This is a genomic window from Sphingopyxis sp., assembly GCF_965279755.1.
Taxonomy (GTDB): domain Bacteria; phylum Pseudomonadota; class Alphaproteobacteria; order Sphingomonadales; family Sphingomonadaceae; genus Sphingopyxis.
This window is the reverse complement of the sequence record NZ_OZ257261.1, coordinates 2,214,912-2,238,853: the sequence shown is the minus strand read 5'-3', so window position 1 is coordinate 2,238,853 and position 23,942 is coordinate 2,214,912. Positions and strand designations below refer to the sequence as shown.

23 protein-coding genes and 1 tRNA gene are annotated in these 23,942 nt (G+C 65.3%); 6 read left to right on the top strand and 18 right to left on the bottom strand.

What is annotated here, in order from left to right:
* Window positions 1-26 precede the first annotated feature (26 nt).
* Entirely contained in the window at window positions 27-1,145 is a 1,119-nt protein-coding gene (locus ACQY80_RS11025; RefSeq protein ID WP_428679313.1) for a hypothetical protein, read from the top strand.
* On the opposite strand, the gene ACQY80_RS11020 is transcribed toward ACQY80_RS11025, so the two are convergent.
* The 9 genes from ACQY80_RS11020 to ACQY80_RS10980 form a co-directional block, all read right to left on the bottom strand.
* Window positions 1,142-2,146, bottom strand: coding sequence for a PhoH family protein (locus tag ACQY80_RS11020; RefSeq protein ID WP_428679310.1), 1,005 nt, complete (start codon window positions 2,144-2,146; stop codon window positions 1,142-1,144). The genes ACQY80_RS11025 and ACQY80_RS11020 overlap by 4 nt on opposite strands.
* On the bottom strand, window positions 2,146-3,432 hold the full coding sequence (gene miaB / locus ACQY80_RS11015) for a tRNA (N6-isopentenyl adenosine(37)-C2)-methylthiotransferase MiaB (RefSeq protein WP_428685836.1): 1,287 nt from the start codon (window positions 3,430-3,432) through the stop codon (window positions 2,146-2,148). Before miaB ends, ACQY80_RS11020 begins: the two co-directional genes overlap by 1 nt.
* 103 nt (window positions 3,433-3,535) lie before the next feature.
* Window positions 3,536-4,417 (bottom strand): lysophospholipid acyltransferase family protein, encoded by an 882-nt coding sequence (locus ACQY80_RS11010; RefSeq protein ID WP_428679308.1) that lies wholly within the window; start codon window positions 4,415-4,417, stop codon window positions 3,536-3,538.
* Window positions 4,389-4,811, bottom strand: coding sequence for a Fur family transcriptional regulator (locus tag ACQY80_RS11005; RefSeq protein WP_428679305.1), 423 nt, complete (start codon window positions 4,809-4,811; stop codon window positions 4,389-4,391). The genes ACQY80_RS11010 and ACQY80_RS11005 overlap by 29 nt, the downstream gene beginning before the upstream one ends.
* 134 nt (window positions 4,812-4,945) lie before the next feature.
* Entirely contained in the window at window positions 4,946-5,377 is a 432-nt protein-coding gene (locus ACQY80_RS11000) for a MucR family transcriptional regulator (RefSeq protein ID WP_428679302.1), read from the bottom strand.
* A 122-nt stretch (window positions 5,378-5,499) separates the two neighbouring features.
* A complete protein-coding gene (locus tag ACQY80_RS10995) occupies window positions 5,500-5,961 on the bottom strand; it encodes a GNAT family N-acetyltransferase (protein WP_428679300.1) in 462 nt (153 codons plus the stop codon).
* On the bottom strand, window positions 5,958-6,584 hold the full coding sequence (tsaB, locus tag ACQY80_RS10990) for a tRNA (adenosine(37)-N6)-threonylcarbamoyltransferase complex dimerization subunit type 1 TsaB (protein ID WP_428679297.1): 627 nt from the start codon (window positions 6,582-6,584) through the stop codon (window positions 5,958-5,960). The genes ACQY80_RS10995 and tsaB overlap by 4 nt, the downstream gene beginning before the upstream one ends.
* Window positions 6,577-7,170 carry a malonic semialdehyde reductase gene (locus ACQY80_RS10985; protein WP_428679294.1) on the bottom strand — a complete coding sequence of 198 codons (594 nt, stop codon included), beginning with the start codon at window positions 7,168-7,170 and terminating at the stop codon, window positions 6,577-6,579. The genes tsaB and ACQY80_RS10985 overlap by 8 nt, the downstream gene beginning before the upstream one ends.
* Before the next feature lie 22 nt (window positions 7,171-7,192).
* Window positions 7,193-7,768, bottom strand: a complete 576-nt coding sequence (locus ACQY80_RS10980) for a NifU family protein (RefSeq protein ID WP_428685834.1) — start codon at window positions 7,766-7,768, stop codon at window positions 7,193-7,195.
* A 63-nt stretch (window positions 7,769-7,831) separates the two neighbouring features.
* Between ACQY80_RS10980 and ACQY80_RS10975 the strand changes: the two genes are divergently transcribed.
* The 3 genes from ACQY80_RS10975 (at window position 7,832) to ACQY80_RS10965 (ending at window position 11,345) form a co-directional block, all read left to right on the top strand.
* Entirely contained in the window at window positions 7,832-8,704 is an 873-nt protein-coding gene (locus ACQY80_RS10975) for a hypothetical protein (RefSeq protein WP_428679291.1), read from the top strand.
* 17 nt (window positions 8,705-8,721) lie between these two features.
* A tRNA-Thr gene (locus ACQY80_RS10970) sits at window positions 8,722-8,797 on the top strand.
* A gap of 109 nt (window positions 8,798-8,906) precedes the next feature.
* Window positions 8,907-11,345, top strand: coding sequence for a protein kinase domain-containing protein (locus ACQY80_RS10965; RefSeq protein WP_428679289.1), 2,439 nt, complete (start codon window positions 8,907-8,909; stop codon window positions 11,343-11,345).
* A 10-nt stretch (window positions 11,346-11,355) separates the two neighbouring features.
* On the opposite strand, the gene ACQY80_RS10960 is transcribed toward ACQY80_RS10965, so the two are convergent.
* The 5 genes from ACQY80_RS10960 to ACQY80_RS10940 form a co-directional block, all read right to left on the bottom strand.
* A complete protein-coding gene (locus tag ACQY80_RS10960; protein ID WP_428679287.1) occupies window positions 11,356-11,838 on the bottom strand; it encodes an ECF-type sigma factor in 483 nt (160 codons plus the stop codon).
* 163 nt (window positions 11,839-12,001) lie between these two features.
* Window positions 12,002-12,553 (bottom strand): hypothetical protein, encoded by a 552-nt coding sequence (locus ACQY80_RS10955; protein ID WP_428679285.1) that lies wholly within the window; start codon window positions 12,551-12,553, stop codon window positions 12,002-12,004.
* A gap of 29 nt (window positions 12,554-12,582) precedes the next feature.
* On the bottom strand, window positions 12,583-13,458 hold the full coding sequence (locus tag ACQY80_RS10950) for a discoidin domain-containing protein (protein WP_428679283.1): 876 nt from the start codon (window positions 13,456-13,458) through the stop codon (window positions 12,583-12,585).
* 46 nt (window positions 13,459-13,504) lie between these two features.
* A complete protein-coding gene (locus ACQY80_RS10945; protein WP_428679280.1) occupies window positions 13,505-13,945 on the bottom strand; it encodes a hypothetical protein in 441 nt (146 codons plus the stop codon).
* Window positions 13,946-14,042: 97 nt separating this feature from the next.
* Window positions 14,043-16,412, bottom strand: coding sequence for a hypothetical protein (locus ACQY80_RS10940; protein ID WP_428679277.1), 2,370 nt, complete (start codon window positions 16,410-16,412; stop codon window positions 14,043-14,045).
* A 91-nt stretch (window positions 16,413-16,503) separates the two neighbouring features.
* Between ACQY80_RS10940 and ACQY80_RS10935 the strand changes: the two genes are divergently transcribed.
* Entirely contained in the window at window positions 16,504-17,070 is a 567-nt protein-coding gene (locus ACQY80_RS10935; protein ID WP_428679275.1) for a hypothetical protein, read from the top strand.
* A 337-nt stretch (window positions 17,071-17,407) separates the two neighbouring features.
* On the opposite strand, the gene ACQY80_RS10930 is transcribed toward ACQY80_RS10935, so the two are convergent.
* Window positions 17,408-19,228, bottom strand: a complete 1,821-nt coding sequence (locus ACQY80_RS10930) for a DUF885 domain-containing protein (protein WP_428679273.1) — start codon at window positions 19,226-19,228, stop codon at window positions 17,408-17,410.
* A 185-nt stretch (window positions 19,229-19,413) separates the two neighbouring features.
* Between ACQY80_RS10930 and ACQY80_RS10925 the strand changes: the two genes are divergently transcribed.
* Window positions 19,414-20,520 carry a helix-turn-helix transcriptional regulator gene (locus ACQY80_RS10925; protein ID WP_428679271.1) on the top strand — a complete coding sequence of 369 codons (1,107 nt, stop codon included), beginning with the start codon at window positions 19,414-19,416 and terminating at the stop codon, window positions 20,518-20,520.
* A 189-nt stretch (window positions 20,521-20,709) separates the two neighbouring features.
* Here ACQY80_RS10925 and pip read toward each other — a convergent pair whose 3' ends face one another.
* The 3 genes from pip to ACQY80_RS10910 are packed head-to-tail and all read right to left on the bottom strand — an operon-like array spanning window position 20,710 to window position 23,863.
* Entirely contained in the window at window positions 20,710-21,795 is a 1,086-nt protein-coding gene (pip, locus tag ACQY80_RS10920) for a prolyl aminopeptidase (RefSeq protein WP_428679268.1), read from the bottom strand.
* Between the two features lie 11 nt (window positions 21,796-21,806).
* Complete coding sequence (gene hutC / locus ACQY80_RS10915) at window positions 21,807-22,511, bottom strand: histidine utilization repressor (protein ID WP_428679265.1); 705 nt, start codon at window positions 22,509-22,511, stop codon at window positions 21,807-21,809.
* A complete protein-coding gene (locus ACQY80_RS10910; RefSeq protein ID WP_428679262.1) occupies window positions 22,508-23,863 on the bottom strand; it encodes a formimidoylglutamate deiminase in 1,356 nt (451 codons plus the stop codon). Before ACQY80_RS10910 ends, hutC begins: the two co-directional genes overlap by 4 nt.
* Between the last annotated feature and the right edge of the window lie 79 nt (window positions 23,864-23,942).

Genomic DNA, 23,942 nt, shown 5'->3' with positions numbered 1-23,942 from the left:
TCAGGATCATCTGCGCGAGCCTGCCCATGCCCTTTCCGAACGACATCCAGTCAGCACTGCTGTTCGACCATCCGGTCACCCATCTCGAAGCGGTGATGCGCAGTTTCGTGAACATCGAAACCGCGCGCACCGGGGTCGGCTATAATCTGGTCGAGGCCAAGCCGGGGGTCTTCTATCGCCTCTATGGCGGCGGCGAATTGATGGTCACGCTGGAATATATCGCTGGCCCCGCGAAGGCAGAAGTATTCCAGCCCGCGATGAGTTCGGCGATCACGCGCATCTATTGCCCCGACATGGGCGAGCGGCTGATGCGGCATAAATCGCATATCCTGATCGGCGTGGCCGACGGCGTCATCCCCTCGACCCCCGACATCGACCGGATGCTGTCGCAGATCGGCTACCAGAAGCCCGGCATGACGCTGCCGAAGTTTCTCCGCCGGTTGGAGGTTTGCGCGTTGCTGTCACGTCTCGCGATGGACGAGGTGCCGGCAAGCGCCGTTCACTGGACGCAGAGCGACCAGTTGTTCCCCGGCGAGATGTTCGACGCGCTCGCTGCGGGCAGCGCGCCCGGGATGCTGCACATCCATCCCTATCTCTATGGCGGCGGAGAATCTCCGGACGGCAAGCCGCTCGCGGGAATCCGCACCTTTGGCGCGGCGCATTTCATCGATCGCGAGATCCGTGTCGAGCCACACGAACTGCCGTGGATGGCGAATTTCGAAACGATCCTGGCGTTCCTGCGCGTCGCGACGACACAGAACGGCTATATCATCCCCGACAATGATACGTTCGGGCCCGAGGATCACAGCCTGTCGTACCGCGTCCGCCACATCGCCGCGACGGCGGATGACGTGGCGCTCTATGAGCTCGAGCCGCTGCTCTATCGCGAACATGGCTATCAATCGCCGCACTATGTCCCGCGCGAGCGGACCTTCGACGATCGCACCGCGCCCGACGAGCTGATGCCGGGCGAACCCGAGCGCCAGGAACTTCTCGACGAATGGCAGGAAAAGCGCGCGATGGCCGAGGGTATCGGTGGCCGCTTCGAGGTCCGCAGCCGCAACCCGCAACCGCCTGCACCGCCGCCGCCTAGCCAGCCGACCGGTTTCGGCGTGCGGCGCATGTTCGGCCGCAAGACGGGTTAGCTGCCCGGCCCTTCATACGCCTCGACGATCCGCCCGACGATCGGGTGGCGCACGACGTCGGCGCTGGTGAAGCGGCTGACGTTGATACCCTCCAGCCCTTCGAGCCGAGCGACCGCGTCGGCGAGGCCCGAACTGGTCGGCACCGGCAAGTCGACCTGTTTGGGGTCGCCGCAGATGACCATGCGACTGTTCATGCCAAAGCGAGTCAGGAACATCTTCATCTGCGGGATCGTCGTGTTCTGCGCCTCATCAAGGATGATGAAGGCGTCGGCGAGCGTGCGGCCGCGCATGAAGGCGAGCGGCGCGATCTCGATTTCGCCCGACGCGATGCGGCGCTCGACCTGCTCGGCGGGCAGGCAGTCGTGGAGCGCGTCGTAAAGCGGACGTAGATAGGGATCGACCTTTTCCTTCATGTCGCCGGGCAGAAAGCCGAGCTTCTCGCCCGCTTCGACCGCGGGGCGCGACAGGATCAGACGCTGGACGCTGCCGGTGATGAGCTGCGCAACGGCCTGCGCGACCGCGAGATAGGTCTTGCCTGTACCCGCCGGGCCGAGCGCGAAAATCACGTCGTCGCGCGCGAGCGCCTGCATATAGGGCACCTGCGACGGCGCGCGCGGGACAATCGTCTTCTTGCGCGTGCGGATCATCACCGCCGGCGCCTCGCTCGCGTCATGGCGGATGATGCCGGCGAGCGTCGGCTGCGCCGACATCGCGATCACACCATCGACCAGCCCGGCGTCGACCTCCTGCCCCTTTTCGATGCGATCATAAAGGTCAGTGAGGACATCGCGGGCGCGGGCGGCGGCTTCGGCCTCGCCCTCGATCTGCACGCGGTTGCCGCGGGCCGAAATATAGACGCCGAGGCGGTTTTCGATCGCGACAAGATTGCGGTCGAACTCACCGAAGAGAATGCCCAATAGTTGCGTTCGCTCGAATTCCGCGGTCAGTCTGACGCGGTCGCCGGGTTCGGCGGGGGATGCGGCGAGCGGGCGTTTGGACATCAAGCCTCCTGCAATTGGCGCAAAATCGCGCCCAGACTGTTCGGACCTGCCGACGTAATCTCGACATCCACCATGTCGCCGATAACGAGGCCGGGCGCAATGACGTGGACGGACTGAAGCCAGGGCGACTTGCCGATCAGCTGGCCGTCGAGCTTGCCCTTGCGTTCGAGGAGCAGGCGCGTCGTGCGGCCGACGGTCGCCTGGTTGAACGCCTGCTGCTGTTCGTTGAGCAGCGCCTGCAGTCGCTGGAGGCGATCGTTCATCACCGCTTCGTCGACCTGGTCGTCCATCGTCGCGGCCGGCGTGCCGGCGCGGCGCGAATATTTGAAGCTGTACGCCATCGCGTAATTGGTCGCGCGGACGATATCGAGCGTCGCCTGAAAATCCTCCTCGGTCTCACCGGGGAAGCCGACGATGAAATCGCCGGAAATAGCGATATCGGGACGCACGGCGCGGACGCGTTCGATGACGCGGAGATAGGATTCGACCGAATGGCTGCGGTTCATCGCGGCGAGGATGCGGTCGCTGCCCGCCTGCACCGGCAGGTGTAGGAAAGGCATCAGCTTGTCGATCTCGCCATGCGCCGCGATCAGCCCATCGGTCATGTCGTTCGGATGACTGGTGGTGTAACGGATGCGTTCGAGGCCGTCCTCACGCGCGAGTTCGCGGATCAGGCCGTCGAGCCCGATCGTCCGGCCCCGCTCGTCCTCGCCGTCCCACGCGTTGACGTTCTGGCCGAGCAAGGTAATCTCGCGCACCCCGCCTGCGACCAGCGCGCGCGCCTCGGCGATCAGGTCGACGAAGGGCCGGCTGATCTCGGCGCCGCGGGTGTAAGGCACGACGCAATAGGTGCAGAATTTGTCGCAGCCTTCCTGCACGGTCAGGAACGCCGTCGGACGCTGGCCACCGGCGCGCTTCGGCAGCGCGCCGAATTTGCTTTCGAGCGGCATGTCGAGGTCGATTGCCTTCTCGCCCTTTTCGGCGCGCGCAATGAGGTCGGGCAGACGGTGATAGGCCTGCGGACCGACGACGACGTCCACGCTCGGCGCGCGGCGCGCGATCTCGGCCCCCTCGGCCTGCGCGACGCAACCCGCGACCGCGATCGTCGGCGTGCTGCCGTCGGCGCGCTTCAGCCGGCCGATGTCCGAATAGACTTTCTCGGCCGCCTTTTCGCGGATGTGGCAGGTGTTGAGTACGACAAGATCGGCGTCGGCCCCGTCGGTGGCGGGCACATAGCCCTCGGCGCCCAGCATCTCGGCCATGCGTTCGCCGTCATAGACGTTCATCTGGCAGCCGAAGGATTTGACGTGGAAAGTCTTGGCGGGAGGGGTAGCGGTCATGCAGCCCCGATAGAGGATGGAGCCGCGGAAATGAAGGGGATTCCGCCCGTCATGCGGCAGGCTGTTCCGCTTCGTAGCGCACCGGCGCGACATTGTGCGGGAACGGACGCAGCGGCTTGCCGAGCGTCGCGACCAAAGCATCCTCGATCCGGCGTCGCGCCTCGGCGGTGATCGCCTTGCGTCCCGGGAAATCGCGCGGATGAAAGGGTTCGAGGAAATGGATGTGCAGCCTGAACGTCCCCGGGCGCGCGAGGATGCGCTTGGCATTGTCGATACCCTGCTCGACGCCGATCCAGCCGATCCATTCGGCGATCGGACCGTAATCGAGCATCACGGGCTGGACCAGAACCGCAGGCGGCGGCGGCTCGAGCACCTGCATCATCGACGTCTTGAACGGCAGCAGCGACTGGCCGTCGGTGGTCGTCCCCTCGGGGAAGACCGTCACCGACCAATTGTCGGCGAGCGCTTCGCGGAGGCGATTGATCTGGTCGGCGACCCCGCCGCGATCCTCGCGGCTGACGAAGACGGTGCGGTTGAGGCGGCAGAGCCAGCCGATCACCGGCACTTGTCCGAGCTCGGCCTTGGCGACGAACGCCGTCCCGCTGGCACCCGCAAGCGACAATATGTCGACCCAGCTCACATGGTTCGAGATGAAGAACACATCGCGGCGGAGCGGCGTGCCATGCTTCGTCACCCGCGCGCCGACGATCCACGCCGCGAGGAACAGGAACAGCTTCGGAAACGGCGAACCGTACCGGAAGATGCGATAGAGATAATGCAGCGGCACCAAGATCAGGAGCGAAAGGAGAAGCAGCACCACCCTGCACAGGATGCGCGCCCTCCCCCTCAGCGAAATCGGTGCCGGGTACCCCGCCGCGATCGCGGCGCGGGCGGCAACGGCGTCAGTCTTTCCGATCGAGGCGGACGCCATAAAGCTCCATGCGATGATCGACGAGGCGGAAGCCCAGACGTTCGGCGATGACCCGCTGCAACGCCTCAAGCTCGGGATCGACGAATTCGATCACCTTGCCGGTTTCGACGTCGATCAGATGGTCGTGGTGCGCTTCGGGCGCGGCTTCGTAGCGCGAGCGGCCGTCGCCGAAATCGTGACGGTCGAGAATCCCTGCCTCTTCGAACAGGCGGACGGTGCGATAGACGGTTGCGATCGAGATGCCGCTGTCGATCTTCGACGCGCGCTCATAGAGCGTTTCGACGTCGGGGTGATCCTCGGAATCGGAGATGACGCGCGCGATGATGCGGCGCTGCTCGGTGATGCGCAGCCCCTTTTCGTGGCACAATGCTTCGAGGTCGATGGTTCCGGACATGCGGGCCTTTCCTGCTGTACGCAGTCGTGTCTGTTCTTATGCGAACTGTATAGGGTGGCGTCGCTGATAGGACAAGGGCGGCACCCGCCGGCGCCGCCCCCTTGCTGTCCCGAACGGGTCAATGACCTGGCAGATCAGACCTTGCGGCGCTTGCGGCCGCCACCGCGCCCCTTGGTGCCAAGACCGATTTCCTTCGCCAGCGCACGCCGCCGTTCGGCATAGTTGGGCGCGACCATCGGATAGTCGGCGGGCAGGCCCCACTTGGCGCGATAGTCGTCGGGGGTCATGCCATAATGCGTCATCAGGTGACGGCGGAGCATCTTGAGCTTTTTGCCATCCTCGAGGCAGATGATGTGGTCGGGCTTCACCGATGCGCGGATCGATACGGCCGGAACCGGCTTTTCCTCGACCACCGGCTTTTCGCCAAGATTCGCAAGCGCCGCGTGCACATTGTTGATCAACAGGGCGAGGTCCGAAATGGCGACGCTGTTGTTGCTGACATGGGCGGCAACAATATCGGCCGTCAGCGTAACGAGCATTTCATTGGTATCGGCTTGATCCGACATGGGAGGAATTTCCTTTTTGCGAGATCCCGGAAGAAAGGGCGATTATATTCTACCTGTATTGCCCGGCAGCAATTCATGCCATTCTGGATGTAATTGCGCAACGACCGATTGCGGCCTGAAACCTAATTCCGGCGCATCGTGATGGCGTCGCGGATCACCCCGTCGGCCCCGCGGTAATAGCGGGGACGACGCCCGCATTCCGAAAAGCCCGCGCGCTCGTAAAGATGAATGGCGTCATTGTCGGCGCGCATTTCAAGGAAATACTCATCGGCGCCCTCGCCCGCCGCCCATGCCTGCCAATCGTCCATCAGCAAACGTCCGACACCGCGCCCGCGCCACTCGGGATCGACCGCAAGCAGCAAAAGCTCGCTTTCAGGACCGGCGATACGTGCCGCCGAAAAACCGCATGCCACCTCGCCATCCCATGCAAGGCAGACGCGCGCCGACGGCAGCGCGAACAATGTCAGCAGCTGCGCCGTGCTCCACGCCTCGCCATAGGCGGGGTCGAACGCAGCCTCCATGACCCGCATCACGGCCGAGACGTCGGCAATACGCGCCGTGGCAAGCCGGATCGCTTCGCTCATGCGCCCACCATCGGCTTGGCGTCGGGCGCGCGCCCATAGATCGGGCTAGGGTCGGGAAAGACCGCTGCGGCCGGAAGGCGCGGAAAGGCCCGTGCGTCGGGAAGCGCGGCGATCGCCTGGCCCCGACCGCGGCGCGCGACGAAATCTTCGGCACGATTGCCAACGATCAGCGCGTCGTCGAGGAGGACCGCCTCATCGGGCAGCAGCGAGCGGAGGTCGGCACGAGGAGACAGGTCGGCGGCAAAGGGCTGGACGAACCATTGGCCATGCCCGCCCTCCATCACCACCAGCGCGCCATCGGCTCCGGCGATCGCGTCGGCCGTGGCGGCCGCCACTAGCGCCAGTGTCGAGAAGCCGCGAGCGGAAACCTGCCAGCCGAGCGCCAGACCGCGCGCCGCTGCGACGCCGATCCGCACGCCGGCAAAGCTGCCGGGGCCGCAGCCGACCGCGATCGACCCCGCACGCCCGCCACCGGCCAGCTCGGCGATCAGCGGGACGAGCCGCTCGGCATGGCCGCGGCCGATGATGTCGTGACGAAAATCGACGACGCGCCCGTCCTCGACCAGCGCGACCGAACAGGCCTCGCTGGCGCTATCGATGACGAGCGTTCGCCCTTCAGACAATGCTGTTGAAACGCTCGAAGCCCGGACGCGGGCTGCGTTCGAAGATGCTGGCCGGGTCGCCATAGCCGAGCGTCGTGATGAAGTTGCTCTTCACTGTCGGCTGGTCAGCAAAGAAAGCCTGATCGACCGCGTCGTTGTTGAAGCCCGACATCGGGCCGGTGTCGAGCCCGAGTGCGCGCGCTGCGAGGATGAAATAGCCACCCTGCAGGCTGGAATTGCGGAACGCCGTCGCGTGCGCGAGCGCATCATTGCCGACGAACCAGCTCCGCGCGTCGGCATGCGGAAACAGCTCAGGAAGATGTTCGAAAAATTCGGTGTCCATGCCGATGATCGCGGTCACCGGCGCGCTCAGGATCTTTTCGCCATTCGCGGGCATCGAGAGGGCCGCGAGCTTCTGCTTCGCTTCGTCCGAGACGCACCAGACGATGCGCGCCGGCAGCGCGTTGGCGCTGGTCGGGCCATATTTGACCAGATCCCAGATCGCGTGGAGCTGCGCTTCGGACACCGGCTTGTCGAGATAGCCGTTATACGTGCGCGCCGTGCGAAAGAGCTGGTCGAGGGCGCTGTCGGAAAGCGGCTCGCTCATCGGCTTGATCTCCTTGGATGGGTCAGACGGCGTGGACGGCCGTCACTTCGGGCACATAATGTTTGAGCAGCGACTCGATGCCATTCTTCAGCGTCGCCGTCGAGGAGGGACAGCCGGCGCAGGCACCCTGCATCTTCAGATACACATTGCCCTTGTCGAAACCGCGATAGACGATGTCGCCGCCGTCGTTGGCGACCGCAGGGCGGACGCGCGTCTCGATCAGTTCCTTGATCTGGTCGATGATGTCGGCATCGGCGGGATCGTCGGCAAAGCCTTCGTCCTCGCCAGGCACCGAAATGCCCGCCGCGCTGCCCGCATTGAACAGCGGCATCTCGGCGAGAAAATGATCCATCACGATGCCGAGCACATCGGGCTTCGCATCGGCCCATTCGGCACCCGGCGCGATCGTCACCGAGACGAAGTCGCGGCCGAAGAAAACGCCGGTGACGTCGCCAAGCGTGAAGAGCGCAGTCGCGAGCGGCGAGGCCTCGGCCTCTTCGGGGCTCGCGAAATCGCGGGTTCCCGTCTCCATCACCGCCCGGCCGGGCAGGAATTTGAGCGTCGCGGGATTGGGCGTCGATTCGGTTTCGATCAGCATGGGGGGCATGTGGGACGCAATGGGCCTTTGTGCAAGGTCAGTTGCATCGGCTAGAGCGCAGCGATGCGCCGTTTCACCCATTTTGCCGCTCTCGACTGGTCCGGCGCCCGCGGGCCGCGTCAGCGCGGAATTGCGCTGGCGGTGGCAAGCGGCGCGGCCGCGCCCGCACTGGTACGGCCAGGGCATATCTGGTCGCGCGCCGAAATCCTCGCATGGCTGCAAGATGTTGCCGCGGCAGGCGCCGACATGCTGATCGGCTTCGATTTTTCTGCCGCTTTTGCGTTCGAGGATCGGGGCGCCTATTTTCCGGAGTGGGCGGACAGTCCCGCCGAGCTGCCCGCGCTGTGGGCGCTGGTAGAGCGAACGACAGCCGTCGATCCCCATTATGAGGTCGGCGGCTTTCTGGCGCACCCCGAGGCGCGGCGGCATTTCCGCCATGGACGCGGCGAGGTCGGAGACCTGTTCGAGCCGGGCGCAGGACGGCTGCGCGTCGTCGAACGACACCAGCGCGAAACGAAGCAGGCGGCGAGCGTCAGCAACTTCAATCTCGTCGGCGCAGCGCAGGTCGGCAAAGCCAGCCTTGCGGGGATGCGGCTGCTCCACCGGCTGCACGGGACGCTCCCGCTGTGGCCGATCGATCCGGTGCCCGCGAAGGGCCCGCTGCTCGTTGAAATCTATACGAGCCTCGCCGCGCGCGCCGCGGGCGGCGTTCCCGGCCGCAGCAAGATTCGCGACGGCGCGGCGCTCGACGCCGCGCTTGTGGCGCTGGGCTCCCCCGGAACAGGGCTGCGCGGACCGGTGAGCGACCATGCAAGCGATGCGCTGCTGACCGCTGCCTGGCTGCGCACGATTGCCGGCGAAGCAGCACTCTGGTCCCCATCCCCGCTCTCCGAGGCCCTCGCCCGAACGGAAGGCTGGACCTTCGGCATCATTTGACGCAAAGGAGCGCCAGCGCCGGCTTAGCTCAGTTGGTAGAGCACCTGATTTGTAATCAGGGGGTCAGGGGTTCGAACCCTCTAGCCGGCACCATCCCATATAGGGCTTGCGTGGACAGACCGGTGTTCAGCCGAGGCCGACACGCCCATTCGTTGCGATTCCTCCGGCTTCTGATAACCCCTTGTCCAAGGGGGACGGTTTTATGGACGATAGAGCAGCAAGCTGGTCGGCGGTACAAAAACTGTTCGACCAATTGGTTGACCTGCCCCACCCCGATCAGGATCGCCTGCTCGGCCAGTCCGATGCTCCTGCCGATGTTGTCGCCAAGGTTCAGGCGATGCTCGTCGCCGACCGCGCCGCCGGAGTACTCGACGGTAGCTTGCCGCCGCTCTCCGACGACTCCGGAACCGCCGGCGACTTTGCTTCGCTTGCGCCCGGGACCGCGATCGGCGGTTTCGCGATCGATGCCTATCTCGGCCGCGGCGGTATGGGCGAAGTCTATCTGGCGCACCGCACGACCGACGATTTCGTGCAGAAGGTGGCGATCAAACTGCTGCGCATCGACGCCTCGGACCGCGCGCAGCTTTTCGCGCGCGAACGCCGTTTGCTCGCCAGCCTTAATCACCCGAATATCGCCCGGCTGATCGACGGCGGCGTGTCTGCCGGCGGGCGACCCTATATGGTCATGGACTATGTCGACGGGCAGCCGATCGACGCATTCGTCCGCGAGCGCGGCACCGATCTTGCCACCCGCCTCCGGATGTTCGCGGACATTTGCGCGGCCGTGGCTTACGCGCATGCCCATCTCGTCGTGCACCGCGACCTGAAGCCGTCGAACATCATGGTCGACGAGACGGGATCGGTGAAATTGCTCGATTTCGGTATCGCCAAGCTGATCGACGGCGATTTCGCTGCCGCCGACACCACCCAGGCGATGCTCACACCCGACTATGCCGCGCCCGAGCAGCTCGGCGGCGAGCAGGTCACCGTTTCGACCGACATCTATGCCCTGGGTGCCGTGCTGTTTCAGTTGCTGACGGGCAGTTCGCCCTGGCAGCGCGAGGGCAGTTCGATTCCCATGATGGTGCGCCGCATCCTGCAGGAAGACCCGCCGCTACCGAGCAAGGTCGCCGCGCGCGACGATGGCACGGCCCGGCCGCAGGCGATCAGCGGCGATCTGGACGCGATCGTGCTGAAAGCGATGCGGCGCGACCCCGACCAGCGCTATGCCAGCGTGTCCGATCTGGCCGACGACGTGGAGCGGCATCGGGCCCTGAAACCGGTCAAGGCGCGGGAGGGAACGACACGGTACCGGTTCGGGCGCTTTGTCCGCCGCAACAAGCTGGCAGTAACAGCCGGCACCGCCGCCGTTGCCGCGCTGCTCGTCGGGATCGGCGGTATAGTCTGGCAATCGCACCAGACCGCGATCGAGCGCGATCTGGCGCAGGACGCGGCGCAGCGCTCGGCATCGATCAACCAAATGCTGCAGGTCATGCTGCGCGACACCGCGGAGTCGGATGTCGGCGACAGCATCACGGTCAAGCAGATGCTCGATTCGACCGCAGACCGGCTGGTCAATTCGGTCGATACCAGCGCGGAATCGGCCACCCTCGTGTCGACGCTGTTCGACCTTTACGTCAATCTGGAAGACCCGGTCGGCGGCGACGCGCTGATCACCAAGGCGCTGGCGCGCGGCATCGGCAAGACCGATCCGGTCGCCACAGCGCAGCTCAAGATCCGCGCGGCCGCCTCTGCAGCGTCCTTGGGGAAGACCGATGCGATGGCGCCGTTCATCGACGCCGCCGAGCCGGTCTTCCGGACCGACCCGGTGCGGTTTCGCCGTGAGCTTGTCGATGTCAACCTGACGCGGGCGCAGCTGCTTCGCCGGACCGGCCGGATCGAGGACGCGATCACGCTGCTGAAGGGGACGCTGGACAACGCCGACATCGCCTATGCCGACAATTATCGCGACCGGATGACCGTCTACAATAATCTGCTCGCCTATATGATCGAGGCGAACCAGATCGACGCGATGCCGGAAATCTTTGCCCGCGCGGACAAGATTACCGCCGCCAACGGCCAGGGCGACAGCACATTGGCGCTCGCGATGGATCAGCTCAGGGGCGTGCGCTTCGCCAAGCTGGATCAGCCCGCGCGGGCCGAACCGATCCTGCAGCAAGTCGTCGCCCGCCGCCGCGCGGTATTCGGCCGGTCGGCAGGGCTAGCGGTCGATCTGTTCCACCTCGGACGCGTCAAACTGTCGCTGGGCAAATATAAGGAAGCCAGCCTGTTGCTGACCGAATCCTGGCCGATGGCAAGCGAGAAGCTGAGCCCCGCAGCGCAGCCGACGCTGATCATCGCGGGTACGCTCGTCGAGGCGCTCGCCGAAACGGGCGATACGGCGCAGGCGAATGCCGTGCTCCAGAAAGTCGATGCGACCCTCGAGGACATGCCCCCGGGACCGGTAAACGCCATCGTCGATCGCGCGCGCGCGATCACCTTGCTGAAGATGGGGCGGATTGCCGAGGCGAAAGCGTCGGCGGATCGCGCCGAGACAATTTTCAAGGCGATGGGACCAACGGGCGAAACCTATCTGAAAGTCTTTCCGGCCTTGAGGAAGCGCCTCGCCGCCGGCCGCTAGACAGATATTTTCAAGCGGCCATTTCGACGTGGATCCACGCGCGCGCCTGCACCCACCAGCGCCGCACTGTCCGGTCCGACACGCCCAGAACCGCGGCGGTTTCCTTTTCGTCGAGACCGGCAAAGAAGCGGCAGTCGACAACTTTCGCGAGATTGGTGTCGACTTCGGACAACACCCGCAGCGCTTCGCCCAGTTTTACGATCTCGGCGTCTTCCGGGATCGCCGCGGCCATCGAATCGAGGCTCTGTGTGAAGCTGTAAGACGGAGCATCGCGTTTCGACGCCATACGCGCCCGCGCGGCGTCGATCAGGATGTGGCGGATCGCGGTCGCGGCGCAGCCCAGGAAATGCGACTGGCTTTCCCAGCCGGCGCGGCGCTGCAATTTGACATAGGCCTCGTTGATAAGCGCGGTCGGCTGGAGCGTCTGGGGCTGTCCTGCCCGAAAATGCTCACGTCGCGCGATCACCCGAAGCTCGCTGTAAAGCAGCGCCACCAGTTCGTCGGCACTCCCCGGAAAGGCGGGGGCGGTGTCGGGATCCGGATCGATCGACTTTCTCCGCGCTGCCAGACCGCCCGTTGAGTCCGCGGGATTTATGCGGGCCGGTCAGGGGTTTGGCAAGCGTGAAAGGCAGCCGGACGAACCGGATCATATAGCCTCAGGCCCCGAGTTCGCGCGCGAGCGCGGTCGCCTGTTCCTTCGACGACGGATGGCTCGGCAGCGTGATGATCGCGAATTTGTCGTCGCCGATGAATATGTTCATCGCGTCGATCTTGCCGATCCAGAACGCCGATTTGCCGAGTCCCTCAACCGGTTCGGCGCTGCCCCCAAAGGCTTCGGCCGACTGTTTCGCCGTGTTGAGCGCGAGCGCCATGGCTTGCGGCGTATTGTCGCCGATCGGCGACCAGCGCAGCATCACCGACGCGCGGCTGCCGTCCTCCATGATATAGCTGCATTCCGACGTCGTCGCATCGCTGCCGCCGCTGCTGACATGGACAAGGCCCAGACTGGCCTCGGCGACGGGTTTGCCGGCGGTCTTGGCCATTTTCGCCTTGTCGACCATCGCGCAGGCATCGGCGGCATTCCATCCCGCCGGGGCGGCTGCCGCCGCATCGGCCTGTTCGCCGGATTTTGCCGTATCGCCCGATTGGCCGCAGCCGGAAAGCGCCAGCGAACCGGCAAGAAGAGCGGAGAATGCGTAGTGCTTCATGATCGAATGTCCTTTGTTCTGGAACCGCATCACCCGCAGCTGCCGGCGCGATTGCTGGTGCGGTCGGCCGCGTAGAAATCGAAATAGCCGATCAGCGACGGGTCGGTGTTGCGGCCCATCCCGATCAGTTCGCGGCCGTTGGCGCTCATCCCGAAATAGGCGCGATGCTTGATCGGTGCGCCGTCGAGCCCGGTCTCGGTCATATTCAGGATCATCGTCCGCCCCTTGATGACGCCGGTGACCCGGCCCTGGAGAAGCTCGTAGCATCCGGTGACCTGATCGCCCTGTTGCGTCAGGCTGATCGTGCCCCAGCCGCTGTGCCCCTGATAGGTGCCCGTCACATTGGGCATTTTGGCAACATTGGTCAGCTGCCGGCCATAGCCGTGAAAGCCGGTGAGCGCCGAATATTCGTCACCGGCATAATTATCGACGACGGTCAGCCGCACCCAGCGGCCGACGGGCAGAAACTCCGGGTCGAAAGAAAAGCTCTGCCCGTTTTTGAGCGGCTTCAGCTTGACCGAGGCAACGGTCTCGAACCCGCTGGTCGACGAGGTGTCGGACACCTCGACCGTCACCGAGCGCACCGCCTTGGCATCGCGGTTGAGCGGGCCGGCGTCGAAGGAGATGCGGCTGAGTTCGGTCTGCTCCGCCAGTTCCAGCACGAACACCGGCGAGGGCGAGGCCTGACCGGTCCAGTCGGTTATGGACGAACCGTCGATCAGGTTGAGCGGGCTGCTGTCCATCTGGCTGATCTGGACATCGTCGGGATAGGCAACGAGGCGGGCGCCCTCCGAAAAGGCGAACAGGTCGGGTTCGCCCTTCGCCTGCGCGCCCGCCATGCCCGTTCCGGCGAACAATGCGGCCGCTCCGAGGAGTGTTGCCGATACTTTGCGAATTCTGGTCATGCGAAAATCCTTCAATCGGGGATTGCTACTGGCGCCGGATGGCGGGCTACTGCGGATCCTTCGTCTTTCGGGCAGCGGTCAGAATGTCCTGAACCAGACCGACGGGGTCGGCGCCGGGAGATCCGGGCGTTCCGCCCCTGGTCCCGGCTTTCCCGATGACGGTGCGAACGACGGTCTCGGCATCCTGAACGTGCCGGGTCCCTTTGGCGCCGAGGACGCTGGCGGCGAGATCCGCCACGCTGCGGTCGCCGATCGATTGCGGCGCCGCCGTGCCGTAGGCCGGATCGGCCGCATAGGGGTCGGCGGCTTCGGCATAAGGGTCCGCTGCGGGGTCGCCTTGATCATAAGCGGGTTCATCATAGCCGCTCGCGGCGGCGTCAGCGGGCGCTTCGACGGCATCTTCGGCAGCGAACTGCGCCTGCGCGGGGGCGGCGGTCAGGCTTGCGGTGGTCGACAGGGCAAGGATCGTCCAAAACATGGGTCGCATGGTCTTCACTCCCTCGAATAGCGACGCACGGTGTCGGGTCGCCTTTCCCGACTAGACGGCATCGCGCGTCCAAAGCGGACACGGATCGATCCGATTTTTACCGGACCAGTTTCGGCTGCTTGCCCTGCTTGGCCTGCTTCGTGACCAGCGCGGCCTCCGCTGCCGACTGGCGCAGCCTGGAATCGTCGATTTCCTTCTGGAATTTCGGGACGAATTCCTTGTTCACCTGCTGATTGATCTTCATCGTCCCGAGGCTTGGCGTCGCCTGTGCGATCTGCGCCGCGCGCGGCCCCATTTGCGCGGCCAGCGCGGCAACATTGTCGAAGCACAGGCTGTCCTTGCACTGCTTCGTCCAGATCGCCTGCGCCAATATGCCCATCGCGTTCGAAACCTCCTGCGATTTGCGGGCCTGGGCGTCGGCAACATAGGCTTGCGCGCGCTTTTTCGCTTCGACGAAAAGCGGCAGCATCGACTGGTACAGCGCCTTTTCATCCCCGCCCGGATTGTCGGCGTCGATCTTTTTGCCTTCGAAGATGACCGTGTTCTGCGCCAGCCTGACCCCGAACTTGCAGGTCTCGTCGATGCATTTCGGAAGCCAGAGCGCCTCGAAATCGAGACCCCATTGCTCGACCCGGCCGAGGAAGATCGACTGGGCGCCATTCGGCGTGAACCGGAATTCGTTCGAGCAGACGGTTCCCGCATGGCATTCGAACTTCAGCCCGTCCGAGGGCACGGTGACGGCGAGCTGCGGGAACCAGACCGGCCAGTCGACCTTTGCGCCCCACACCGCCAGATCGATGAACAGCCGCGCATTCAGGCCCGGCGTCAAGGTGAACTGGATGCCATATTGCGGATTGCCGATAAGGAATTCCGCCGCGCCATTCTTTAGCGCCACCGGGACCGACGTGGTTCCCGCCGGCAGGATGGTGGCCTTGTTGCCGGCGAACCGATCGGTCAGCGTCAGCGACAGCAGGGTCGAATCCATCCGCACATCGACCGCCGGAAAGACCTGCGCGCCCAATATGCCGAAATTGCCGCGCCCGCCGAGCAGGTCGAGCTGCTCGAGGATGAAAGGCGCCGACGGCCCCGGAACGCCCGGCTCGGGTGGTTTGAACTGGCCGTTGGCGAACGACCCCGGCAACAGCGTGGTGAGGTCGTAATCGACCAGCGGGATGTCGATCGGTCCGATCTGTCCGACCAGCGGCAGCTTGGCACCGACACCGGCATGGGCGTTGAAGCTGGCGACCAGTTCCTTGCCGTTATAGACGAGGTTGCCGGGCAGTCCGGTCGAGGCATAGTCCGCCGCACTGCCGTCAATTGTGGCGATCTGCGTCGTGACCGTGCCGCTTTGCGCATTGTTTTTCAGCGCATAATTATAGGTGCCGGTCAGCTGGATCGGGAAACGCAGGCCGAACTTGTAGCCGAAGCCCGCGGATACCTTGGCATAATAGGTCTTCTTGCATCCCACGAGGCACCATTTGATCGTGGTCTGGACCCCCTGACTCCATTCGAAATCGCGCCCCAGCGTGAAACCTGCGAGGTAATTATAGGTGCCGAGCGGGTAGGAAGCGCTCACATCTTCCACCTTCGGCGGCGGCGGCGGCGCTGGCGTTGCCGGTTGCTGCGACGGTGCGGCGGTGGGCACATAGAAGACCTGCTCGATCTGATGCTCGCTGCTGTTGATCAGCTCACCGGTCAGGGTCGTGTCATCCATTGCGTCCAATCGCGCGAGTTCGGCGTCGCCGACGGCTGCAGCCAGTTCGGCGCGCTTCGCGGGGTCCGCAAGCTGCGCCCGGAATTCTGCAAGGCTGGTGTCGATGTCCTGCCCGACCTGGGCTCGCCGCGCACGCGCGTCGGACAGCGCTTTCGCGCGGCGACCCGGATCGCGCACGAACCGGAGGCTTCCCGCCTTGGCATAGCTGTTGTCGATTTCGGTCGGTGACGATCGCGTGAAACAGGAAACCCCCGTCGCCGCGATCCGCGCCCGATTGCTTTCGGTGCTGCAGGCGCCGGGCTTGAAACTGTAGGACAGGAAATCGCGAACGACGACGCCCCTGCCCACTTCAAAGGCCGTCAGATCGCCCGGCCGGACGGCGACCAGATCGGGAATGCTTGCCAATCGCTTGGACACATTGATGAGCGCCATCGGATTGGCGAGCATCTTGCGGAAATCGAGTTGCGATTTGCCGACCTTGATGGTCGGATTGACGCGCAACTCGTCCCCGCCGATCTGCCGCGTCACCGGCAGGCTCCTGATCACATCGCCGAACCGGCCGGGGCGCAAGGTAACCGAACCCGCCAGCGGCAGCGTCTGCCCGTCGGGCGGCGGGACGATTTCGCTGGCCAGGACAACGGGCTGCGATCCGGGGCGCGGGCGCACCGGCGTCAGCGGCCGCCGGTCGGGTTGCGCGGTGGCGGGCGCCGGACGCGGCGCCTCGTCCCGCGCGTCGTCCGGCGTCGTAATCACCGGCGGTCGCCGCCGCACGTCTCCGGTCGGGGGCGCCGTGACGACCGGGGGACGCCGGCGAAGCTCGCCCGCGTCAGTGGAGGGTGTCGTTATGACCGGCGGTCGCCGCCGCATTTCGGGGGAGGGTGTATCGGATGCCGGAGCCGGCGTCGTCATGCCGGGCCGCGGTCGTACCGGCCCCGTCGGTTCGATCGGCGGCGGCCTACGCCGAAGCTGTCCGGCGTCGGGCGCAACAGCCGTATCCGGCGAGGTGATCACAGGCACCCTTCTTCGCGGGACGACCCGCACCGGTTCCGGCGAGGCTTCGGGCGGAGAAGTCACGACGGGAAGGCGCCGCCGCGGTGCGACCTCGTCACGAGGCGGAGCGGCTTCGGGCGGTGATGCGGTGATCACGGGCGCGCGCCGGATCCTGGGCGTCGCCGGCGTAACGACCGGGGTGGTGACGACAGGAGCACGCCTGATCTGCCCCGTCGTGCGGGGCGGCGGCGGGGCTGGCGTCGATCCTTCGGCGCTGTCGACGCGGACCTCCTCCTCTACCGGCGCGGGCGTGGGGGCCGGCGTGGGCAACACGATAGGTCGCAGGATTCGCTGCGGCGGCGTCTGGGCAGCGGCGCCGTTCACGACCAAAAGTGCAAACAGGCCCGCTATGGCGGTATAGCTGCCGGTGCGCAGGAAAAGCGGATCCCTCATCATATCCCTCCAACCACCGCGCATGGCGCTGCGCATGAAGCGCAGGCGATCGTTAGCGTCGGTTATGGAGAGAGACGGGGAAATAGCCCGAAAGCGGACTCGCGCCCGCGAAGATTCTTGCGAAAACCGGAAGAACCCGGCCCACGCTGGCATAGAGCCGGGGTAAGATCAGCTTTTACCGATTACAGTTTCAGCAGTCTTCAGGGTCAAAGCTGCAAAAGCGGACCGCGCTATTTTGCCATGAGTCCGGCCAGACGTTCGGGCTGCGGCGGCCGCGCCGCGCCCCGACTTCGACCACGTCCTCTTTACCGCCCCTTTGCCGCAGCGATATACTGATCGACCTGCTCCTCGAGGATATCGAGCGGCAGCGCGCCTTCGGCGAGCACCGCTTCGTGGAAGTCGCGGATATCGAAGCGCGGCCCCAGCTCGCTTTCGGCGCGTTTGCGGAGTTCGGCGATCTTGAGCTGGCCGACCATGTAGCTCGTCGCCTGTCCCGGCCAGTTGAAATAGCGGTCGACCTCGCGCGCGATGTCGGTGTCGGACACCGAGCTGTTCGCCTTGAAATAGGCGATCGCCTGTTCGCGCGTCCAGCGCTTCGAATGGATGCCGGTATCGAGCACGAGACGGATCGCGCGCCACACCTGCAGCGACAGCATGCCGAAGCGGTCATAGGGCGTCTTGTACACCCCCATCTCGTTCGCGAGCCGCTCCGAATAGAGTCCCCAGCCCTCCATATAGGCGCCATATCCCCCGAACTTGCGGAACTTGGGAATGCCGGTGAGTTCCTGCTGGCGCGCGATCTGGAAATGATGGCCCGGCGCGCCTTCGTGCGCGGCAATGCCGGCGACCTGCACCCTTTGCGTCTGGTTCATGTCGACGAGGTTGACGTAATAGATGCCGGGGCGCGTGCCGTCGGCCGACGGCGGGTTGTAGAAGGCGGTCGAGGCCGTCCCCTCGCGCCATTTCTCGACCGCGCGCACCTCGAGCGGCGCCTTGGGCAGCACGCGGAAATAGCGCGGGGCGGCGTCCATCACCGACGCGATCACGGCGCGGGCATCGGCGAGGTAGGTTTCGCGGCCCGCTTCGGTGTTCGGATATTTGAACTGCGGATCGGTGCGGATGTGGTCGAAGAATTGTTCGAGCGTGCCGGTAAAGCCGACTTCGCGCTTGATCGCTTCCATCTCCTGCCGGATCGCCGCAACCTGCCGAAGGCCGAGGTCGTGGATCTCGTCGGCGGTGAGGCTGGTTGTGGTCGAGGCCTTGAGCCGGTCGGCATAATAGGCGGCACCGTCGGGCAGGTTCCACGCGCCGAAATTGCCCTTCGATTTGGGCTCGATTTCATCGATCGCGGCGACCAGCGTGTCATAGCCATGTTTGAACGGCCCCGTCAGCGCGGCACTGGCATCGGCGAGGAGCTTCGCCTTGGCCGCCTCCGGTGCATCCAGCGCGGCGACCTTTTTACGAAAGTCGGCCATCAGCGTCGAATCGGCGCCGCCATCGAACGGCGCTCCGACAATGATCTTCAACGCGTCGGCGCGCGCGGGCGCAAAATTGACCTTGTTGGGCAGGATCCCCGCTGCGGCCTGTGTCCGCATCGTCGCGGCGACTTCGCGCATCACGCGGTCGGTGTCGCGCAGACGGGCGATATAGGCCTCGGCATCCTGCACGCTATCGACCTTGTGATTGTTGATGAGCAGGACCGGAATAGCGCCCGCCGGGCTGCCGTTCGTCGACACGGGGAAGCGCAGGTTGCGGAAGCGAAGCGATTCACGGCTGCGTTCGACTTCATATTCGAACAGGCGGTAGCTGACGCGCGCACTCTCGCCGAGCTGGTCGGGCTTGAAGCGTGCGCGCATATCCTTGAGCTGGCGCTCCGCCATCTCCTGACCGCGCACCGCTGCCGCATCGGTATAGTCGTCGAGCCGGTCATAGCCGGTCTTGAGCCCAAGCCGCGTTTGCGATTCGGGGCTGAGGGTGAGCCGCTCGTCGAATGCCTGATCGAGGAAGCGGAGCAGCGCTTCGTCCTGCGCCCCGGCCTGCGGTACAGCCTGCGCGAAAGCGGGAGCACTGACCGGAACGAGCGGCAAAACGGGGAGCAGCATCAGGGCAACGGCAAAGCGCATCATAATCTCCTGTCGAATGACCCGTTTGTTACCGAACGCTTCGCCCGACGCAATAATATTTCAGCTGCCAGCCAGAGCGCCGACGGCTTAAATCCCCAAAATTTTGCGATAAACCGTCCCGGTCCGTCATGGACTCAGCGGGCGGGCTGTGATTTTACGCAAGCGGGCCGAAACCGTTAGTGGATTCGATGGGGCAACGCGCGGAACCCGATTGGGACGATATCTTCATGCAGGCGGCACTGCAGCCCGACGCGTGGCTGGACGCGCTCGACACGCTGGCGCAGCATACGGGGTCGAGCCATGGCCAGTTGATCGGCGTCGGCGGCGCACGCGAGATACCGTTCAACATCGTGACCAATTTCGGGGGCGGGCTGGTCGAGCATTTCGCCGACAGTGGCTGGGGCGCGGAAACGCACAATTTTCGCGTCGCGGCGTCGAACCAGCATGTCGAGCGCGGATATTATGACCCGGTCCTGCACGAGGATCATTATGACCGCGAAATCCCCCGGCTGATTTCGTCCGATTATGTCGACTGGTGCGAACAGATCGGCATTCCCTTTGGCTGCCAGACCAATCTGGTGATCGACGATTTCGGCATCGTCGGCCTCGCGACGCTCAGAAACCGCAAGGACGGGCGGACGACAGCATCGCAGCGCAAGACCTTTGCATCGGGCGCGCGGGCGGCGCGGCGCGCGGTGCGACTGCAGGAAAAGCTGGAGGGCGAACAGGCCAAGCTGCTGGCAGGTGCGTTCGACGCGATCAGCGTCAGCGCCTTCATCCTCGACGCGCGCGGGCAACTGCTGGCACACAGCACCGGCGCCGGGGAGATGCTGCAAGCGGGCGCCGTCCGGATTTCGGGCCGGTCGATCGATGCTGCCGGGGCGCCTTTTCCCCTGCGCGACGCGGTACGGGCGCTCGTCGCCGACGATGGCCCCGGCCATGTCCGCACCAAGATCGCAACGCCCCCCGGCCGGCCTCCGCTCGTGATCGAGGGCTTTCGCCTTCCCGAGCGCGAATGGTCGCTCGGCAGCCTTCCCCATGCGATCCTGATCGCCAACGGCCCGAAGCGCGACCGCGCGGGCGTGGCCCCGTTCCTGTCGGCCATCTATCGCCTGAGCCCGGCCGAAGCCGATATCGCGGTGCGGCTGTTCGAAGGAAAGTCGCGGGCACGCATCGCCGCCGAGCGCGGCGTCACGGCCGAAACGCTGCGCGGCCAGATCAAGCAGATCCATCTAAAATGCGATGTCGATGGCGAAGCCGCGCTGATGCGGCTTCTTTCTCCGATCCTCGGCTGACTATCCCCCCGGCGGGGGATGCTCCGACCAGCAGCAGCCCCTAGAGACCGCGAACCGGAATTCCTGTCGTTCGTCGCGACCCCGAACGGCAGGGCGAGGGTCTTCGCCGGCAGCTATGCTGTGTGTGAGCGGCCTGGAAGAGCCCCGTCGGTCTGGCGGGGCTCTTTTCCATTGGCAGCCCGCCAAATCCTACAGACGTGGCAGCCCGTCCATGATTGCGGTCAACGCCAGCGCATTCTCGCGTTCCATCGCGCTGTGCCCGGCATTGGTGATCACATAAGTCGCGGGTTCGGTACCGGCATCGCGCAGCGCGTCGACAAGCCGCGAGGCCTGCGTCAGCGGGCAGACCTGGTCGAAGCGGCCGTGGACGATATGCACCGGGATCGACGCAAGGGTAGCGGCGCTTCCCAGCAGATGGCCGGGCTCGATAAACAGGTCGTTCGCGAAATAATGCGCCTCGATCTGCGCAAAGCAGAGCGCGAAATCGGCGTCGCCGAACTTCCCCGTCGCCGCGTCCTCGGGAATCATATTCGAGATCACACCTTCCCACAAGGACCAGGTCAGCGCGGCATGAAGCTGCTTTTCACGCTCGGCCCCGTTCGCGGGGACCATGTCGAAAATCGCCTTGTACGACGCCATGACGTCGCGGCGCTCCTCGACTGTCAGAACCGAGAGGAGTTCGCCCCATTCATCGGGATAGCTGATATAGGCGCCGGGCGCGGTCAGCGCGTGCGGCGCCTTGTGCCATGTCGCGGCATTGCCCTGATAGAGATAGTCGAGATCCTCGGCCGCGCCGAGGAAGATGCCGCGCAGGATCAGGCTCGCGCAATGCTGCGGAAAGGCGATCGCATAGGCCATGGCAAGCGTGCTGCCCCAGCTGCCGCCGAAGACGTGCATCCGGCCGGTGATGCCGAGCGCGTCGCGCAGTTTTTCGATGTCGCCGATCAGGTCGGCGGTGGTGTTGTTGCGCAGCGCCGCAGCGGGGCCGGCGGCGGCGACATTGGGTTCGCTCTTGCCGCAGCCGCGCTGGTCGAAGAGGATGACGCGGTAGCGCGCGGGATCGAAGAAGCGCGCCATTTCGGGCGAGCAGGCGCCCCCGGGGCCGCCGTGCAGGAACATGACGGGTTCGCCATCGGCGGGACCATATTCCTCCCAATAAATGCGGTGCCCCGCCTCCGCGTCGACCTCCAGCCAGCCGCTGTTCGCCGCGACCGCTGATGGATAGACCCAGCCGTCGCCGATCTTGCTGCTGGTTTCGAGACGCGAGAAATCCATGGCTTTTTCCTTCAGGGTCGAAAATGCGCGACGAGCGCGTGACGGTCACCAGGATAGACCTGCCGCGCATAGGTAATGCGTTCCTCGCCGCGCCACGTCCAGCGTTCGAGTGCCATGCACGCGGCACCGGCCGATATGCCGAGCGCGACGAGTTCCTTGGCGCCTGCGTTGAATGCGGTGATGCGATGCTCGGCCTCGGTCCAGGGGACATGCGCGAGCAGCCACGATCCGGGCGGCTCGGCAGCGAAATCAACGTCGGCCGCCCCCGGCACCGCCGCCAGATTGATGAGGCGGCGTTCGAGCGCATAGGCGCGGCCGCCGGCGTGATGGCGGCATTCGATCGCGAGCACCTCGCCGCCATCGATCTGGAGCAGGCGCTTGTCCTCTTCGTTCGCCGCGCGAATCTCGCGGCGGTCGAGGTCGAGGCGATAGGCTTCGCCCTGCGCGGAAATCTCGTCCCGGATATCGGGGATTTCAAGCGCGGCGCGGTGGATGCGCGGGTGCGAAACGATCGTGCCGGCGCGGCGGCGGCTTTCGAGCAGTCCCGCCTCGATCAGCGCGCGGAGCGCCCGGTTGACCGTCATCCGCGAACAGCCATAGGTCGCCATCAGCTGATGCTCATAGGGGATACGATCGCCGGGCTTCCAATCGCCCGACATGATCCGCGCCTCGATATCGCGGCGGATCTGCGCGTGGATGGCGCCGCTCTGCTTCATGCGAGCAGCCGCGCGATCGTCGCCCGATAGCGCGCGTCGATCGTATCGCGTGCGATATGCCGGCCGCCCGCAACCTGCTTCACGCCGCCGCGCCAGACACAATCGACGAGCCGGCGGCCGCCCCCGAAAATCCAGCTGTCGAGGATCGCATCGCCCGAACGGCCCGAAAAGAAAGGATCGCCGACCTTGAGGCTGACGATGTCGGCGGCTTCGCCGACCGCGAGACCCGTGCCCGGCCGACCGAGCGCCTGCCCGCCACCGGCGAGCGCACCGCGATAAAGGCTGGCGCCGGTGGACGCGTCCGCGCCGGCCGCGAGCAGATTACGGCCGCGATGCGCGAGGCGCTGGCCATATTCGAGCAGGCGAAGCTCGGCCGCGGCGTCGATCTCGACATTCGAGTCCGAACCGACGCCGAAGCGCCCGCCCTCGGCCAGAAACTCCCGCGCGGGGAACAGGCCGTCGCCGAGATTGGCCTCGGTGATCGGACACAGGCCGGCGACCGCGCCGCTCGCGACGATCGCGTGCCGTTCTGCGTCGGTGATATGCGTCGCATGGACAAGGCACCAGTCGGACCCGACATCGGCATGATCATAGAGCCACTCGACCGGCCGCGCGCCACTCCATGCGAGGCAGGCTTCGACCTCGGGCATCTGCTCGGCGATATGGATGTGGATCGGAGCGCCCGCGGCCATCGCCGCCACGCTTGCCAGTTCATCCGCGGTCGCTGCACGCAGGCTGTGCGGTGCAACGCCGACCACCGCATCGTCGAGGCCGGTGACGGCGGCGCGCGATCCCTCGAGCAGCTTCGCGAACCGGTCGACGTCGTTGACGAAGCGGCGCTGGCCGCGCGTCGGTGCGGCCCCGCCGAAACCCGAATGAGCATAGAAGACAGGCAGCAGGGTCAGACCGATTCCGGTCTCGCCCGCTGCCGCGGCAATCGCCTCTGCCGTCGCCGCGAGATCGCCATAGGGACGCCCGTCAACGTCATGATGGAAATAGTGAAACTCGCCGACGCGGGTGAAGCCGCTTTCGAGCATCTCGGCATAGGCGAGCGCTGCGATCCCGCGGACGCCTTCGGGATCGAGCCGGTCGACGAAGCGATACATGACCTCGCGCCACGTCCAGAAACTGTCGTCGCCACGACCCGCGCGCTCGGCAAGCCCGGCCATGCCGCGCTGAAAGGCGTGGCTGTGGAGATTGGGCAGGCCGGGCAACAGGATCGCGTGACGCTCGTCGCCAGCATCTGCTTCGACGTCGGTTTCGACAGAAGAAATACGTCTGTTTTCAAAGGTCAGGCGAACGTTGTTCCGCCATCCGTCAACCAGCCATGCCTGTTCGCACCAAAGCGCCATCAAACATCCCATCTGGACATCGTCCTGCTTTCGCAATTAATGTATATACATTATTGAGTCGGCGCCAACAAGCAAGAGG